The sequence below is a fragment of the Arthrobacter sp. UYCu511 genome (assembly GCF_040547105.1).
Classification (GTDB): domain Bacteria; phylum Actinomycetota; class Actinomycetes; order Actinomycetales; family Micrococcaceae; genus Specibacter; species Specibacter psychrochitiniphilus.
The window spans coordinates 47,868-63,995 of sequence record NZ_JBEPPB010000004.1 but is presented as its reverse complement, the minus strand read 5'-3'; the positions used below and the strand labels follow the sequence as shown (position 1 = coordinate 63,995).

10 protein-coding genes and 1 pseudogene are annotated in these 16,128 nt (G+C 59.5%); 5 read left to right on the top strand and 6 right to left on the bottom strand.

What is annotated here, in order from left to right; translation table 11 throughout:
• Positions 1-3 precede the first annotated feature (3 nt).
• The 5 genes from ABIB48_RS07445 to ABIB48_RS07425 all read right to left on the bottom strand — a co-directional run bounded on the left by ABIB48_RS07445 (position 4) and on the right by ABIB48_RS07425 (position 5,961).
• Positions 4-1,680, bottom strand: a complete 1,677-nt coding sequence (locus ABIB48_RS07445; RefSeq protein ID WP_354212607.1) for an acyl-CoA dehydrogenase family protein — start codon at positions 1,678-1,680, stop codon at positions 4-6.
• Positions 1,681-1,754: 74 nt separating this feature from the next.
• Positions 1,755-2,210, bottom strand: coding sequence for a DUF1810 domain-containing protein (locus tag ABIB48_RS07440; RefSeq protein WP_354212606.1), 456 nt, complete (start codon positions 2,208-2,210; stop codon positions 1,755-1,757).
• A gap of 91 nt (positions 2,211-2,301) precedes the next feature.
• A complete protein-coding gene (locus ABIB48_RS07435) occupies positions 2,302-3,396 on the bottom strand; it encodes a thermonuclease family protein (protein ID WP_354212605.1) in 1,095 nt (364 codons plus the stop codon).
• A 145-nt stretch (positions 3,397-3,541) separates the two neighbouring features.
• On the bottom strand, positions 3,542-4,237 hold the full coding sequence (locus ABIB48_RS07430) for an alpha/beta fold hydrolase (protein WP_354212604.1): 696 nt from the start codon (positions 4,235-4,237) through the stop codon (positions 3,542-3,544).
• Positions 4,238-4,356: 119 nt separating this feature from the next.
• On the bottom strand, positions 4,357-5,961 hold the full coding sequence (locus tag ABIB48_RS07425) for a hypothetical protein (RefSeq protein ID WP_354212603.1): 1,605 nt from the start codon (positions 5,959-5,961) through the stop codon (positions 4,357-4,359).
• Between the two features lie 651 nt (positions 5,962-6,612).
• Here ABIB48_RS07425 and ABIB48_RS07420 point away from each other — a divergent pair.
• The 5 genes and pseudogenes from ABIB48_RS07420 (at position 6,613) to ABIB48_RS07400 (ending at position 13,859) form a co-directional block, all read left to right on the top strand.
• The gene (locus ABIB48_RS07420) at positions 6,613-9,072 is read left to right on the top strand and encodes a response regulator transcription factor (RefSeq protein ID WP_354212602.1); all 2,460 of its coding nucleotides are present in this window, start codon (positions 6,613-6,615) and stop codon (positions 9,070-9,072) included.
• A gap of 125 nt (positions 9,073-9,197) precedes the next feature.
• Positions 9,198-9,440 (top strand): annotated as a pseudogene (locus ABIB48_RS07415) (carbohydrate-binding protein); the annotation flags it as partial.
• A gap of 35 nt (positions 9,441-9,475) precedes the next feature.
• Positions 9,476-9,640 (top strand): hypothetical protein, encoded by a 165-nt coding sequence (locus ABIB48_RS07410; RefSeq protein ID WP_354212751.1) that lies wholly within the window; start codon positions 9,476-9,478, stop codon positions 9,638-9,640.
• A 43-nt stretch (positions 9,641-9,683) separates the two neighbouring features.
• Entirely contained in the window at positions 9,684-11,846 is a 2,163-nt protein-coding gene (locus ABIB48_RS07405) for a glycosyl hydrolase family 18 protein (protein ID WP_354212738.1), read from the top strand.
• Between the two features lie 285 nt (positions 11,847-12,131).
• Positions 12,132-13,859: a glycosyl hydrolase family 18 protein gene (locus tag ABIB48_RS07400; protein ID WP_315914246.1), complete on the top strand. Its 1,728-nt coding sequence runs from the start codon at positions 12,132-12,134 to the stop codon at positions 13,857-13,859.
• Positions 13,860-14,495: 636 nt separating this feature from the next.
• On the opposite strand, the gene scpC is transcribed toward ABIB48_RS07400, so the two are convergent.
• Entirely contained in the window at positions 14,496-16,007 is a 1,512-nt protein-coding gene (gene scpC, locus ABIB48_RS07395) for a succinyl-CoA:acetate CoA-transferase ScpC (RefSeq protein ID WP_211315077.1), read from the bottom strand.
• Positions 16,008-16,128 lie beyond the last annotated feature (121 nt).

Below are 16,128 nucleotides of genomic sequence, written 5' to 3'. Positions count from 1 at the left end.
CGGCTAGGCCCGCTCCAGAATTCCTGCTAGATCGGCCGACGCCGGGAGGTTGCCGTAGTTGAAGGAGCGCTCAAGCCCCAGCCGGGAGAGCACAAACGCCTCAGATACGCTGGCCGGGGCGAAACGGATAAGCAAGGACGCCTGGAGCGCGAGCGCCATCTTCTCCACGATGTTTCGGGCTTGCCCGGCGAAGTTCAAGGGGGCCAGGCGGAGAGGCGCAAGTTGTTCCTTGAGCCGGGCCATAAAATCATCAAACACCGGGTGCTCCCCCGATGCCAGCCATAACTCGGCCAAGAACGCATCAACGGAATCCGGCTCCGTCCCCATGGCCCGCAAAACATCAAGGGCAATGACGTTGCCGGTGCCCTCCCAAATGGCCATGACCGGCTGCTCCCGGTAGCGCATGGCGAGGGGGAAGTCCTCAATGTATCCGTTGCCGCCCAAACATTCCATGGCTTCATAGGCGTGATTGGGTCCGCGCTTGCACACCCAATATTTGGTGACCGCAGTAGCAAGGCGGCGGAAGGCGCTCTCGGTTGGTCCGGCGTCGTAATCATAGGCGCGGGCCAAACGCATGCTGACAACGGTGGCAGCCTCGGACTCCAACGCTAGGTCCGCTAGAACATTACTCATGGCGGGCTGGTCGATGAGCTTGGATCCAAAGGCCTGCCGGTGCCGTCCATGCCAGAGAGCCTCGGCCACGGATTGGCGCATCCCGGCGGCGGTGCCCAAAATGCAGTCAAGCCGGGTGCGTCCCACCATGCCCATGATGGCGCGTACGCCGCGGCCGGGCTCACTGATCCGCCAGCCGTGGGTGTTTGAAAACTCCACCTCGCTGGAGGCATTGGACCTGTTTCCCAGCTTGTCCTTGAGCCTCTGCATCATGAAGGTGTTGCGTTCACCATCCTGCAGCACGCGCGGAACAAGGAAGCAGCCTAGGCCGGCATCCTCCTGTGCAAGAACCAAGAAGGCGTCAGACATGGGGGCGGAGCAGAACCATTTGTGGCCGGTGAGCAGGTGGTGTTCGCCCTCCTGCACGGCGCGGGTGGTGTTAGCGCGGACGTCCGAGCCGCCTTGCTTCTCCGTCATGGCCATGCCGAAGAGCGCACCTGGCTTACCGTGCTGCAGCGCCGGTGAATAGTTGCCCGAGTAGAGCCGGGGCAACCATTCTTGCGCCAGTTCGGGTGCCAGCTGGAGGGTATCGACGGCGGCATGACTCATGGAAATGGGGCAGGCGTGGCCCGGTTCCACCTGCGCGAACAGCATGAACTGCGCAGCTCTGTGAGCATTGGCGCCCACCCCGGGCTTTTGCCATGCGGAGGTGTGGGCGCCGGCAGCCACCGCGGCAGAGATGATCCGGTGGTAGGAGGGGTGGTACTCCACCTCGTCGATCCGCTGCCCATACTTACTGTGGGTGTGCAGGATGGGCGGGTTTTTATGGGCCAGCCGGGCGTCGTCTTGAAACTGTGCTGAACCCACCACTGCGCCACTGGCTTCCAGCGTTGCCTCGCCTTCCGCTTCACCGACCGCTTCACCGACCGCTTCACCGACCGTGCGAAGATACTCCCGGAGCGGGATGTTGACGGTGTACTCGTTGAGGTCCACACGCGGCGGCGGCTGGTTGGTAACACGGTGAGTTATATAAGGTCCGGACGTGATGCCGGCGTCATTGGCGGTCATGGCTTCAGGCTACGCCCTCCCGTCAAGGTCCACAGATCTTCTACCCCTCCACCGCACCCGGCGAATTCGCGTGCTTAGTGTTCGTCGGACTGCGAGCGCCACGTGGCCAGTATCTGCTCGGTGGCAAAGTCCGGGCTGTCGCCGAAGAAGCGGTGCAACACCTCTGCGAAGAGGGGCTCCTCCGGGGCGGCTGTTTGGAAGAGTGTCATGGACGAGCGCAGCTTCATGGCGTCAACCTGACCCAGAATGTCCTGCGCAGAATCATCCGGGACCTCTAGCAGGAGCTGTGCGCACGCGCGCAGCCGCGCACCGAGGACAGAATGCGCAGCGTAGGCCACGGCTTCCCCCAAGGAGGCGATGGCGTAAAACTGGGCGGTGGGGCTCGTTCCTAGCCCGGCGGCCTGTGGAAAGATCCACCACATCCAGTGTCCGGTCTTGTACCCGGCACCCAACTCAACCCTGACGCCGTCGTACTTCTCTTCCTGTATGGCAAGGAAACGGTCCAGGTCAAAGGTCTCAGAAACGCTCATAGTATTCCTTCGTGTCTCCGCCGCATCACGGCCATGCAAGCTTCAGGGCTCGAGAAGTTGCGACGTTCATCCCTCCGATCACGAGGAAATTTTAGCAAGGCCTCCACGTCTTGCCACCGGGTGCATAACAACGGGGTCCGGTGTACCCAACATCTCCGCCGCCTCCGGAATCCTGCACCGGCGGCTGGTATACCGGAGGGTCATAGGGCACGGGTGCAGGAGGAATATAGACCGGAGGAAGGTTACGGATACGTTCAGCCTCCGCTTCGGCGGCTGCCTTGGCCGCCGCTTGTGCTTTGGCTTCGGCCACGGCTTTCGCCTTGGCCTCCGCTTTGGCTTTCGCCTTGGCCTCCGCAGCTTCGGCTGCTGCCTTTTCAGTCTTTTTCTGGTTACTTTCGGTCTGCTTCAAGGTCTGCAGATTAGATTCGGCCAACTCGATCTTGGTGGACAACAACTTGGTTTCAGATGCTAATCCCTGTTCATCGAAGGCAGCCCACCGAACCATGTCCGTGCTTGCGTTGCCCGCGACAAGCATCGTTTTAAGCGCTTTTGCTGTTTCGACGGAGAGCTCCGTTAAAGCAATGACAGTCCCCGTGCCCGCCGCGTTGGAACCCGCTGTTACGCCGGCGGCCTGCGCTAATGCATCCGTAGCGGCGGTAATCTCGGCGGGCAGGGTGCATTCAACAAGTGGATCAAAAATTCCTTTCGCCGCCGCCTTTCCTTCCGCCTCTGCCGCTTCCACCGGCGGTAGGAACTGGGTGTTCGGGCCGAACGAGACGGCAGTACCGAGGCCGGCCCGTGCAATTTCAGCACTGACAAAAACGTCATCCGAGGTGAACACCGCTGCGAGTGTGCGATCGAACTTGTCAGTTCGCTCGACGTCGTACATTAATTTGATCTTGGCCCCGACGGGAAGCAGCTCACTCAAGAATTCGGTAGCTTCAGTCCCCAAACACTCCACCGGCTTATTCGGGTCTTTAGTTTCGGGGGTGTCGACGTTCAGCAGCCGAATGGTCTGACTCTTCCCATTCACAGATGCCACCAAGGTATCCCCATCAGTGATAGAGACTACTTTTCCAGTGTCTGAGTTCTCATCAGTGCAGGCAGTGGTGCCAACCGCCAGTACAGCGATGACCGCCAGGCCGAGCAGCCCTCGTCTGCCCGGAAACCCGCCGAAAAATGCCATTCCTGTATCAATCCCCAAACTGTCCTCAGTGTCTTTCGCGGCTCAATCAAACGTAAATCATATAGCTTTGCAGCTTCGCTTGGTACAAACTTGCGGAGCTCCTAGTTCCATCTTGAATTCCTCACGTCAAGTGCGTGCAGGTCTATTAGGAATCGTTAGCATCAGGTAGGTCGCGACAGGCCGCGTCCAAAAACTCCGCCACTTCCCGCGGCCGCGAGAGCAGTGGGGCATGGCTGGAGGCAACCTCGGTGATGGCGGCCCCCATACGTTCCGCCATTTCTCGTTGCAGCACCGGCGGAACACAAAGATCCTCTGCGGACACCCAGTAGTGCGACGGCAGATCCAACCACGCAGGCGAGCCAACTTTTACCCGGTCCACGCCTATCCTCACCATCCGCTGGGTGGCCGCGGCGACGGCTACGTCTTCCGGGAGCGCATCGGCTGCCAGCACGTCCCCAAAATAATCCCTGTCTATATAGGTGTACTCCCCCGCAACCACCACATGCGCCGAGATGAGACTGCCAGGATACTTGCGCGAAAGCCCACTCACGGACTCCCCCTCCGCCGGTGCGAACGCAGCGATGTACGCCAGCGCCTTCACGGCTTCAACCCCGCGGGCGGCTTCGCCTATGACTGCCCCACCGTAGGACCAGCCCACCAGCAGCACCGGCCCCTCTACAGTGGCAAGGGTCCGGCGGACGGAGGCAACGTCGTCGTCGAAGGTCTCAAGGGAAAGCTGGGCGGCGACAGGGGTGTGGCCCATGGCGCGCAACTCCGTAATGACCTTTGCCCAGCTGGATCCATCCGACCACAACCCATGCACCAAAACTATGTTCGCCATCACGCACCTCTTCCTTGAGTTGCCCCCAAGATATCAAAGGGTATCCCCCGCCTGCATAAGGTGAGCTAGCGTTCGTCGAAAAGCCCCCAAAGGTGAGATAGCGTCGGTAGGAGGGCGGGTCAGGTGCAGAGGAACACACCGGCACGGTAGCCGTAGTCTTTTTCCAACTTGTCTACCCCGTCTGGGTCGTGGCCCGTCAACGCTTCCTGGATGACCTCAGGCGGTGCCGGGAACTCCGCATTGAGATGACGCAGCGCCCACGCGTTGGACGTGAAGGCCCATTCGAACACCAGCAACGCCCCAATCACGGCAGCCCACGTCAGCACATGAGCCGCCGTCCACGGGATCTCCCGGTTCAGCGGCGCCATCACCATGGAGTGAGTGCTGAGCATGGCAAATCCAGCCGCGAAGAAGCCGGCAAAAACGGCGGCTTCAGTGGCTCCGAAGGAGACACCCGACCGGATGAACCAACGGCTGCGCAGCATGAACTGCCAGTAGATAGCCGCATTAATTATGGTCAGTACCGTATAAAGCCACAGTGCAGCCAGCGTCCACCACGGCACATCCTGAACCATAGGCGGGACCAACAGCGTCCCTATCAGCGCCAATACTGCGATCAAATTCGGTGGGATGCCAATAAGTATGCGGGTCCGGGGGGCGGCCCTCGGCGTGGCTGCGCCGCTGGCCGCCGTCTCATCAGCCATCCACTGAGGCAGCCTCTTCAAAGCTGGGGCCGAACTCCCAGACTCAGCTACCCCACTCACAGTGGCAAGGTTCACGGCTGCGCCCGCCTGCGCAATGCCGGCGCGCGCTCCGGCAACTGTACCGTCCGGTTCCGTGCCGGGCCGGGCCACCAAATCCTCTTCGGAGGCGTGCACACCCGGCACCGGAAGATCGGTGAAGTGTGCAAATTTCTGCCCCACATAGCGGCGTTCAAGCAGGATCCGTTCCTGAACAAAGGGACGTTCGGGGTCAACCCACACGTCAAACTCATTGCCTATGGCCGGCGCCCACACCGTGTAGTCAAAGAAACGAATCCTTGAAGTCTCCATCCTGCCTTGAATCAGGTATTCCACATCCACGTGGAACATGGCTCGGTTGTCCAGAAGAAATTTCTCGTTCGTCACAGCCACTACCGTGCCTAAGGTGTGTTGGCCGCTGGCAATGATATCCCAATGAATTCGGTGTTCTTCTCTGGCCTTGAGCCACATAATCCGCGCCAGCCGTAGGACCTTGACACTCCAAACCAGCAAGGGCAGAGACAGCCCAATCAGCAGCAACATCTCCAACCAATCACCCGAGACTGCACGAATGATCGCCGCCGCCACGGTCCCCAGAAACAGTCCTACCAGCACCGATGCTTGGGCGATTCGCCGGCCCCGCTCCGGAACCACGGCGCGCCCAGCGTGCGCTGAAACTACTTTGATGTCCCCATAGCCCAGCACGTGCATGACGTCTTTGCCGATCTCATGCCCGACCCGGACGGCTCCCACCACACCAATGACAAAGAGGAGGGCCGGCAGGAAGTGACTAACGTCTTCAAAGATGCGGTTCATCTTGACAGGCGAGAAGAAGCCCAACATGGACACTGCCAGCGCCCACAGGAACACCACCAGGGCGCAGGCGCGCCACGTCTTCACCACGTAGCCAGCCCACACCACGGGGGACGTGGGCACGGGAACGGTTTTTGCCCCCAGCACGGCTCGGGACATGGGATACGCCACGGCTCCCCCCTCCAGTTGGCTGAACTTTCATTGTGCCCACGGGCGCCGGCTATGTCGAATTCGGTTACAGCTGGGCCAGCCGGTAGGTCCTGTCCTCGCCCGCGCCCCAGACGCCGTTGCGGTGGCTGCGATGGCGTCCTGCAAATGTGACAGCTGACCTGCCGGATCCCGGTACCAGCTCAACCACCACACACGGAACATGCTCCAGCCCAGTCCGGCGAGCACCGATTTGCGCAGCCGGTCCCGATTTCCTCAAGACCATCCGCCCATCCCTATATCTCGCCACCCGAATATCATCCTTCACCCATCGGAATCAATAGGATTCCGGACCAAACCCCGTTTATACCCCCACAGGACTCAAAATAAGCGCGACCTTGGGTCTAGTAGGAAGCCGCGACGTTGCCACTAACCGCGAGTCAAGGTTTGGCTCTTCCTACTCACTTCTACGCAAGTCTTCTGCGCAAGTTCAGGCTCTATCTGGCTTCATTTTCACCACAGCGGGTCGGGGAAGTTGGTCACGCGGCTTAGCGGCCAAAAACCACGGCCATTGACCTTAAGGCTAGTTGCAGCTCCCCTGAAGCGAGTCAGCTTGTTCAGACTGCTAGCCTACTACCAGCGCGTCACAGATGACGCTTCAAATGGAAGGCTTCAATGGTGCAAATTCTCCCTTTGGCCCACACTGCCGTGGGCGAAGTTCCGGAATTGCTGGAGTTTCTCTCACAAGCAGGAATCTCCTTGGCACCCCATGTGGCTGCAGCTTTGGTCACAGACCTAGCCTCAGACATTGAAGCTGTACTTGAGGTGGCTAGAGCCCTCACCCCCTCCCAGCTTTCCGGCCACTCTGCACTCCCAGACCCGCTGCCTTTGATGCCAGGGCTAAGGGCGCGGATAGGTGCCGCCGGTGACGAGCTCGACGCCGAAGACCGAGCAGGCCTGCTGGCTGCGGCAATCTGTGTCGAGGACCGCACCGACGTGCTTCTGGAACAGCAGCAAGTCACCATGAGCGAACTCATAGCCAGCCGGGGGGGCACCCATCTGCTTTTCGTGGCAGGACATTTTTCCTTTGTTGACCCCCGCATGCGTATATGGGTCCATGGTTCGGCAACCCTAGCCGAACGGACAAACGCCCACATCGAGATGCAGCGCGCTTACACCGCCATGGGGGATATGGACAAAGCGATCTGGCACGAGTCACTGGCGACCCTTGAGGGTGATAACTTACTTGTCCCATCCCTGCTGCGCCTCTCTCGCAAAGCGAACGCAGCTAACAATGCAGTCTGGGCGCATGCTATTGCCCGCGAAGCTGCCAGTCATGCCGTGGGTGCTGAATTATTTCAAGCACAGCTATGCGCTGGTGAGGCCGCGCTCAACCTTGGGCAAGTGGGCGACGCCGCCACTTGGCTTGGTGGAGCCTTGTCGTCTCCGGATGTGTTGGTGGCTGCCCGGGCACTGCCGGCATTCATTCACGCCGAGTCGCTCTTGGCAGGGGAGGCGCCCACCGTGGCCCTAGCTCGCTACAGTGAAGCCTTCCTCAGCCGAGCCCAGGCCCTGGATGCGGCGGGGTTTGCTACCGTTGCCCGCCAGGTTGCCAAGGCCACTGGGTTGGCAGCCGGGTTGTGCGCGGCACGGGGCATGCTCGAGGAGGCCGAGGGGCTGTTAACCATGGCTGAGCGGCTGGTGGAAGTTCACAAGATTGACGGGCTACCACTCTGTGCAGCACGGCTCTGGTGCGCGAACTTTGGCGGACCCACCATTGAGCCGGAATACGCCTGTCGGTGCCGCGGGTGCCTTGACGGCCTGCCTGATAATTCCGGTGCGCGCGTGGTTATGGAGGCGTTGACGCTAGGACTTGATGACGATCCCTACGCGGGTCTGCGCTTACTAAAAGAGGGTCCAGAAGCCGGTCGGTCTATGACGGTAAGTAACCGAGGCGGTGGGCTGCAATGGGCACCAACACCGCTGGGACTTGCTTACGGGGCAGTCGTGGCAGCGTTACTTCAGCTATGGCTCGGAGATGTCTCACGAGCAGCAGCCGAACTGGGGCGAGCGGCCGCTTCCGTGCCCGTGGGCCTGCCATTTTTTGGCCTCGGTGTTATCGTAGCGCGGCGACTTGACGTGCTCACCACCGGGCAAGTGGGCACCGTGGCCCATGCCATGGAAGCTAGCTATCCGGCCGGTAGCTCTGCCTTCATTCGCACCGGTGATCTCATGGACCGGACGCTGAGTGCATATCTGGATGGCAGGATCGAAGAAGCCTCCACTTTGGGCAGACTGGCTGCTGAACGCTCGTTGCGTGGTGCCGCGTCGCCACTGCATGTCCCTGGCTTTGATGAGATGACACCGCACCAGAGTGAAGCGGGTAGTGCTGGGGCCAGGGTGCACGATGATGGCATCAACGGACCACAGATGCCATCTGGCCACCGCCGGGCCAGCTCCGCCCGCATGGCTCTTTGCGCCACCAGCGCCTCCCGTTTTGCCAAGGACTATGAATACGCAGAGAGAGTCAGCGTGACGCTGCGGTCCCAATATGAACGGGCCCGCACGGAATTCGTCATTGGCCGGACATGTCTAGAACACGGTACGTCCGGCGTTGCCCGGGAACACCTCGTGGTGGCCGCCGATCTCTTCCGGGAAATCGGTGCCATGGCGTGGCTGCGCTGCGTAGAAAACACTCTCAGCAATATGCCGGAGCTGCCAAGCCACCTCGCTGCCCCTACGTTGGAACAAGATATACCCACGGAGACGGTGACCATCAGCGCCGCAGCTGCACCGCGGGTAGCCGCGGGCTCGAAGGAAGCTTTGGCACACTCCAGCGGCCCTCAAGGAGGATCTTTGGCATTAGCTAAGTCCGTGAACGTGCGCGGGGACGGCCCTCTGCAACGCTGCCGCCAAGCGTGGGGTGAACAGCTGACCGAGAGGGAAATGGAAGTAGCCATGTTGGTTGTTGATGGTGCGCCAAACAGGCAAGTAGCGGCACAGTTGCATGTTTCTGTACGCACGGTGGAAGTTCACGTGGGCCGCATCTTTGCCAAGCTCAGTGTCCGTTCCCGTGTGGAGCTAAGCGTGTTGGCGCACCGTATGGGCAGCGAATGGATACCTGCTTGTACGTAGTGACACCTATGCGTGTTTGTGCTGATGTGCGGTGGCCATGGCCATGGATAGCCTTGGGCCAGCAAGCGTAGGAGCTTACTTCCTGCGCTGCAGCGGTCTCATTCGCACAGCAGAACAGGAAATTCATGCAGACACCAACATTGCCAAGATGGCGGCATCGCAGTGCCGCCATCGTGACGGGGTTCGCCCTCGTTGCCTCAATAGGCATAACGACTCAGGTGGCTTATGCCTCCCCCTCTGGGACAACCACAACCAAGGCGTGCGCCACTCCGTGGGCCCCGGCCAGCTCGTACAGTTCAAACGCAGTGGTCTCCCACCAGAGCGTGAACTACTCTGCCAAGTGGTGGACCCAGAACAACGTCCCGGGCTCTGATCCTTGGGGCCCGTGGACTAGTCAGGGCACATGCGGCACCGTAACCGATCCGACGCCTACGCCGACGCCAACGCCTACGCCGACGCCAACCGCGGTTCCGACCACAACTCCCACTGCTGTTCCGACAGCAACCCCAACCACGCCGCCACCCACAACTCCTGCGGCCGGAACCCCTTGGACATCAAACCCGGATGAGAAGTGCCGGCCCGACGGCCTGTACCAAACCCCCGGCGTCAATGTGCCGTATTGCTCCGTCTATGACGAAGCCGGCAGGGAACTCCTTCCCAATGGACTAGAACAACGCGTGATCGGCTATTTCACCAGCTGGCGCACCGGTGAGAACGGCGCCCCACGCTACCTCGCCAGTGACATCCCGTGGAAGAAACTCAGCCACATCAACTACGCCTTTGCCCACATTGACAAGAACAACAAAGTCTCCGTGGGTGCAGAGACACCCGGTAATGCGGCCACTGACCTGACGTGGCCCGGTGTTGCTGGCGCAGAGATGGACCCAACGTTGCCTTACAAGGGGCACTTGAACCAGCTGAAGAAGTTCAAGAAGGAAAACCCTGGAGTGAAAACTCTGGTTTCAGTTGGTGGTTGGGCCGAGACCGGTGGTTACTTCGCTGCTGATGGCACTCGTGTTGGGGATGGCGGCTTCTATACGTTGACCGAATCCCAAGCAAAGATCGATACCTTCTCCGATTCAGCCGTGGAATTCATCCGCAAGTATGGCTTTAGTGGTGTGGATATCGATTATGAATACGCCACTAGCAACTCCAAAGCGGGTAACCCGGATGACTTTGCTATCTCGGAGCCTCGCCGAGCCGTGCTCTTTGAGAACTACATGAAGCTAATGAAGACTCTGCGCGAAAAACTGGACAAAGCCAGCGTTGCTGATGGCACTTACTACCAGCTCACAGTTGCCGCTCCGGCCTCGGGCTGGCTGTTGCGTGGCATGGAAGCGCATCAGGTTGTTAAATACTTGGACTTCGTTAACATGATGAGCTATGACTTGCACGGTGCATGGAATAACTTCGTGGGCGGCAACGCGGCGCTCTTCGACGATGGCAAAGATCCAGAGCTCGCCGCTGGTGGCGTGTACAACGCCTATAAGGGCATCGGCTACTTGAACTCTGACTGGGCATACCACTACTTCCGCGGCGCAATGCCAGCTGGTCGCATCAACCTAGGAGTGCCTTTCTACACTCGCGGCTGGACTAACGTACAGGGCGGAACCAATGGCCTCTACGGTAGCTCCGTGTTGGCCGACCAGAACAAGTGCGCTCCCGGAACCGGGCCTAAAGCCGGCGGAAACTCCAAGTGTGGTGACGGTGCCGGGGGCATCGACAACCTGTGGCATGACAGCGATTCGATGGGTGGCGAATTGGCCGCCGGGGCTAACCCAATATGGCATGTGCTGAACCTGCAAAAGGGTGTTGTGGGCGATTACGCGGCTTCCTATGGTTCACCGACGGGTGCTCTCAAGGGCACTTACACACGCCATTTTGATAACGTCACCAAAAATGAGTGGTGGTGGAATGACACCACAAAGACATTCCTTAGCGGCGACGCCGATCAGGCGATCCAAGCCAAGGCAGACTACGTGGCAGATAAGGGCCTGGGCGGGGTCATGATTTGGGAGCTCGCCGGTGACTACGAGTACAACGCCAGCAAGGGCCAGTACGAGATGGGCTCCACACTGGTAAATAAAATCCATTCAACCCTGTCCGCGTCCAAACCCTATGGGGCCACCAAGGCCAACGTGAAGATGCCCACCAAGGCCATTGACCTTGGTGTTGAACTGAAAAACTTCGCCTTGGGTGACAACAACTACCCCATCAACCCAGAAGCGCACTTCACGAATAACTCCAAAACCACCATCCCGGCCGGTGCAACTATCACCTTTGACAGTGCAACAAGCGATACGGGTGAGATGAAGGAACAGAGCGGCTGGTCTATCACAAAGGATTCCAGCGATCACACCGGCAGTAACGTCGGCGGGCTCAAGGGTGACTTCCATACCTACACCATCAAGGTACCCGCCGGGGGCATTGCGCCCGGCGCTACCGTCAGTACCAAGCTGGCATGGACGCTACCTACCTCGATGATTTCCAACTTCCGGGTCAGTATTGGTTCAGAACAGTATGCTCTCCTGACCGATTACCCTCGTGGCGTGAGCGTGGTGGAGCCCTCCGCGGGCACTGGCGGCGGCAACGGCGCGGGCCCGGTTGAGAGCTGTAATGGTGCTGTTACATGGTCCGCTGCAGCGGTCTACACCGGCGGGGCTGTTGTAGCTCACGCAGGCTCCAGTTATAAGGCCAAGTGGTGGACCCAGGGTGAAGTCCCCGGTTCCGGCGCTGCCAACGCTTGGGGTTCTCCCATCCTGTGCGGCAAGTGAGGCCTTTCCTGCTGACACGGGAAACGTAACACCACAGATCGTGAGCATCTAACACAAAGACGGCGGGATTCTTCGGAATCTCGCCGCCTTTATGTCCATGAGTGGGGGGAAAAGTAGAGGAAAAGAAAAAATTCCTGCCATCACGGCAATCTAAGTATTACTACTTAGATCAATGTCAGCGGGAAAAGTATGTGGATCATGCTGATGTGACATGCGCCACCGACGAATAGCGTTGTTCCTGGACGACGGTGCGATACGCGCACCTCACTGTTCAAAGGACTGCTCATGTCAGAAAAAATCAAACGGCCCAGACGCCTTACTAAGCTGTGGGCTGCTGTAGCGGCGGGCACCATGGTTGCCGGATTGGCAGGGGGCGTGGGTGCCCTCGGTGCCAATGCTGCACCGCCCAACACCGCGGCCGATGCCCCCCTCACTTCAACGGTCAACGGCTACCGCAACGTTGGCTACTTTGCACAATGGGGAGTGTATGGACGCGCATTCCAGGCAAAGCAGCTAGACGTCTCCGGTACAGCCAAAAACCTCACTCACATCAACTACTCTTTCGGTAACATCAACAACCAGACATTGACCTGTTTTATGGCCAATAAGGCGCAGGGAACCGGTCCCAACGGCTCCGATGGAGCCGGCGATGCTTGGGCAGACTTCGGCATGGGTTATGCGGCCGACAAGTCCGTCTCAGGCAAGGCTGATACTTGGGATCAGCCTTTGGCTGGTTCATTCAACCAGCTCAAGCAGTTGAAGGCTAAAAACCCCAAACTCAAAGTCATGATCTCTTTGGGCGGCTGGACCTGGTCCAAGAACTTCTCCAAGGCCGCAGCCACTGAGCAGTCCCGCCAGAAGCTGGTTTCCAGCTGCATTGACCTATACATCAAGGGCAACCTGCCAAACTTCGAAGGTCGCGGCGGCGCTGGTGCGGCGGCCGGGATTTTTGACGGCATTGACATTGACTGGGAATGGCCGGGCACAAACTCCGGTCTAGAAGGCAACGGTGTAGACACCGTCAATGATCGTGCAAATTTCAAGGCTCTACTGGCGGAGTTCCGTAAGCAGCTTGACGCTTACGGCTCAACGAATAATAAGAAGTACGTCCTGAGCGCCTTCCTGCCTGCTAATCCTGCGGACATCGATGCAGGTGGCTGGGATGACCCTGCCAACTTCAAGTCCTTGGACTTTGGCAGTATCCAGGGCTATGACTTGCACGGTGCGTGGAACCCCACGCTCACCGGTCACCAGGCCAATCTGTATGACGACCCCGCGGATCCTCGCGAGCCGAGCAAGAAATTCAGTGCCGATAAGGCCGTGAAAAAGTACCTTGCAGCTGGCATTGACCCGAAGCAGCTGGGACTAGGGCTAGCAGCCTACGGCCGCGGCTGGACAGGTGCAAAGAACGTTTCCCCTTGGGGCCCTGCCACTGATGGCGCTCCCGGCACTTACGAAAAGGCCAATGAGGACTACGACAAGCTAAAGACGCTTGGCACGGACCACTACGACGCCGCAACCGGATCTGCGTGGCGCTATGACGGCACCCAGTGGTGGAGTTATGACAACATTGCCACCACTAAGCAAAAAACTGACTACATTGTCAGCAAGGGACTTGGCGGCGGCATGTGGTGGGAGCTCTCTGGCGACCGCAACGGTGAGCTGGTAGGCGCAATGTCTGATAAGTTCCGCGCTGCAGCGCCGGGTCCTGTCACTGAAGCAGCACCCCCGTCCACGACGAACCCCACTCCTACTCCTACACCTACACCGACCACTGCTCCGACTCCCACTCCTACCCCGACCACCACTCCGACAGTCACTCCCACAACACCGCCCACAACTCCGCCCACCGGGTCAGGCTGTGCCGCTCCTTGGAGCGCAACAGCGACCTATCTCGGCGGTTCCAAGGTGTCCCATGGCGGCATCAGTTACAAGGCCAAATGGTGGACCCTAAATGAGAAGCCCGGCGCTTCACAGTGGGGACCTTGGGAAGCCACAGGAGCCTGCAACTAGGGCATATCTCCTCATGCGGCGCAACAGTTGATTACGGTCGGCAGTACGGCTGTTAAGCCTTAGCGTGTGGAAAGTTTTGAAAGAAGTACGTTTATCCCTCATGCCCGGTTCCGGGCAGGTCTTAGACCTCCCGGAACCGGGCTGATCGATGTTAAAGGCATCCCTGGGGAGTGATTGCCCTCCGCATCCTCAAACGCGAGCCTATCTAGGGCAAAGTCCCAAGACATCTTCAACGCTGGTGCAGGCGTTTACACACGCTCAGGATCTGAGTTTCATTCGTATCAGCTACCGTGGCCACATGCATTTACTGGCTGACGGGCACGCCCAACGCCGCGGCACTGGATCAGTGATCTCGGGTGCTGGAAATTCAGTAGCTTGTGGCGACGCTCCAGGGCCAGCAGGCCCTCACGCCAGGCCTTCATTTGGCTTTTCCGCTTACTCAGCTGCATCCCTGCCGGCATCGTGTCCACCGCCGTCGGCTCACCATCCACCCGCTGCCCACGCACTAATCACTCGCCGGGGCGCAAAAAGCCCCGTCCTTGCAACCAAAAGGCAGAAAGAACGGGGCTTTGCGGTGTGGCGAGCCAAGCTACTCGGGCCACAGGCACCACAAAAAATCAGCCAACGTGGGCTTAACTACAGGCGCATATCACCGGTTTCAATGTAGCGCTGGTGCCAGGACAGGGCCTCGCCCATCAGGTGCGGGGTGTGCTTGCCGTACGAATCCCTTGAGGCGCGGGCAAAGTAGTCCTCGAGCATGGGCTTGTAGTCCGGGTGCGCACACTTTTCGGTGATGACGCGGGCGCGCTGCTTCGGCGCCAAACCACGCAGGTCAGCCAGGCCCTGTTCGGTGATGATAAGCATGGTGTCATGCTCAGTGTGGTCCACGTGGCTGGCCATGGGAACAATGCCGGAGATCTTTCCGCCCTTGGCAGTGGAAGGGGACATGAACGCACCCAAGTAGCCGTTGCGGGCGAAATCGCCGGAGCCGCCAATGCCGTTCATGACGTGTGAGCCAACAACGTGGGTGGAGTTTACGTTGCCGTAAATGTCCGCTTCGATCATGCCGTTCAGGGCAATACAGCCCAGGCGGCGGATCAATTCGGGGTGGTTGGAAATCTCCTGGGTGCGGAAAACAATGCGCTCACGGTAGAAGTCGACGTTGCGGTTGAACTCCTCAATGCCAGCCTCGGAGAGGGAGAAGGAGGTGGCCGAGGCGAACGCCAGGGTGCCGTCCTTGATCAGCTCAAGCATTCCGTCCTGGATCACTTCGGTGTACGCCTTCAAACCGCGGTATCCACCACGGGACAGTCCTGCCAGCACAGCGTTGGCAATGTTACCCACGCCAGACTGCAGCGGCAGCAGCTTATCCGTCAGGCGTCCGGTCTTGATCTCCCCGTCCAGGAAGTCCAGCAGGTGTGAGGCAATCTGGGTGGAGGCCTCATCCGGGGCGGCGAAGGCAGAGAGCCGGTCCGGCGCGTCGGTCTCCACCACGGCAATGACCTTGTTCATGTCAACGTCCAGGTAGGCCTGGCCAATTCGGTCTTCCGGTGCCACGAGCGCGATGGGCTTACGATGCGGCGGCAGCGCAGTGCCGTAGTAGATGTCGTGCATGCCTTCCAGCTGCGCGGATTGCTGCGCGTTGACCTCAAGAATCACGGCGTCGGCCATGTCCAGCCAAGTCTTGTTGTTGCCCACCGAGGTGGAGGGAATCAGCGATCCGTCCTCGCGAATGCCCACCACTTCAACGATCGCAATGTTGATGCCGCCGTAGAAACCGAACCAGGTGTGCTGGGCAACGTGGCTGAGATGGATGTCCATGTAGTCGAGGTCACCGTCGTTAATACGCTTGCGCAGAGCTGGATCTGACATGTACGGCAGACGCAGTTCCATGCCGCCAACCTTGGCCAAGACACCGTCCAGTTCAGGGGCGGTGGAAGCGCCGGTGAGGACCTTGATCTTGAAATCAGTTCCGGCGGCGTGCGCGGTTTCCATCTGTGCAGCGAGCGCCTGCGGCACTGCTTTAGGGTAGCCCGCACCGGTAAAGCCACTCATGGCGACGGTCATTCCGGGCTTGATCAGCGCAGCTGCCGCCTCGGCCGACATACGCTTTTCCAACAATCCGGCATGGCGAATACGATCGTGCACAGTGGCCCTCTTTCAAGATTTTTTGCGGGACATCCGTCCAATGTCACCCAGACCACTATAGACGGTGATGCAGAATACACCCAGCCGGGCGGTGCGTCCACAGATTTCATAGAATTGATGT

Excerpts from the sequence above, each read along its gene's own strand:
- ABIB48_RS07440 (WP_354212606.1), bottom strand. The coding sequence starts at position 2,210 with ATGAGCGTTTCTGAGACCTTTGACCTGGACCGTTTCCTTGCCATACAG.
- ABIB48_RS07445 (WP_354212607.1), bottom strand. The coding sequence starts at position 1,680 with ATGACCGCCAATGACGCCGGCATCACGTCCGGACCTTATATAACTCAC.
- ABIB48_RS07435 (WP_354212605.1), bottom strand. The coding sequence starts at position 3,396 with ATGGCATTTTTCGGCGGGTTTCCGGGCAGACGAGGGCTGCTCGGCCTG.
- ABIB48_RS07420 (WP_354212602.1), top strand. The coding sequence starts at position 6,613 with ATGGTGCAAATTCTCCCTTTGGCCCACACTGCCGTGGGCGAAGTTCCG.
- ABIB48_RS07400 (WP_315914246.1), top strand. The coding sequence starts at position 12,132 with ATGTCAGAAAAAATCAAACGGCCCAGACGCCTTACTAAGCTGTGGGCT.
- ABIB48_RS07430 (WP_354212604.1), bottom strand. The coding sequence starts at position 4,237 with ATGGCGAACATAGTTTTGGTGCATGGGTTGTGGTCGGATGGATCCAGC.
- ABIB48_RS07410 (WP_354212751.1), top strand. The coding sequence starts at position 9,476 with ATGCGGCACCGTAACCGATCCGACGCCTACGCCGACGCCAACGCCTAC.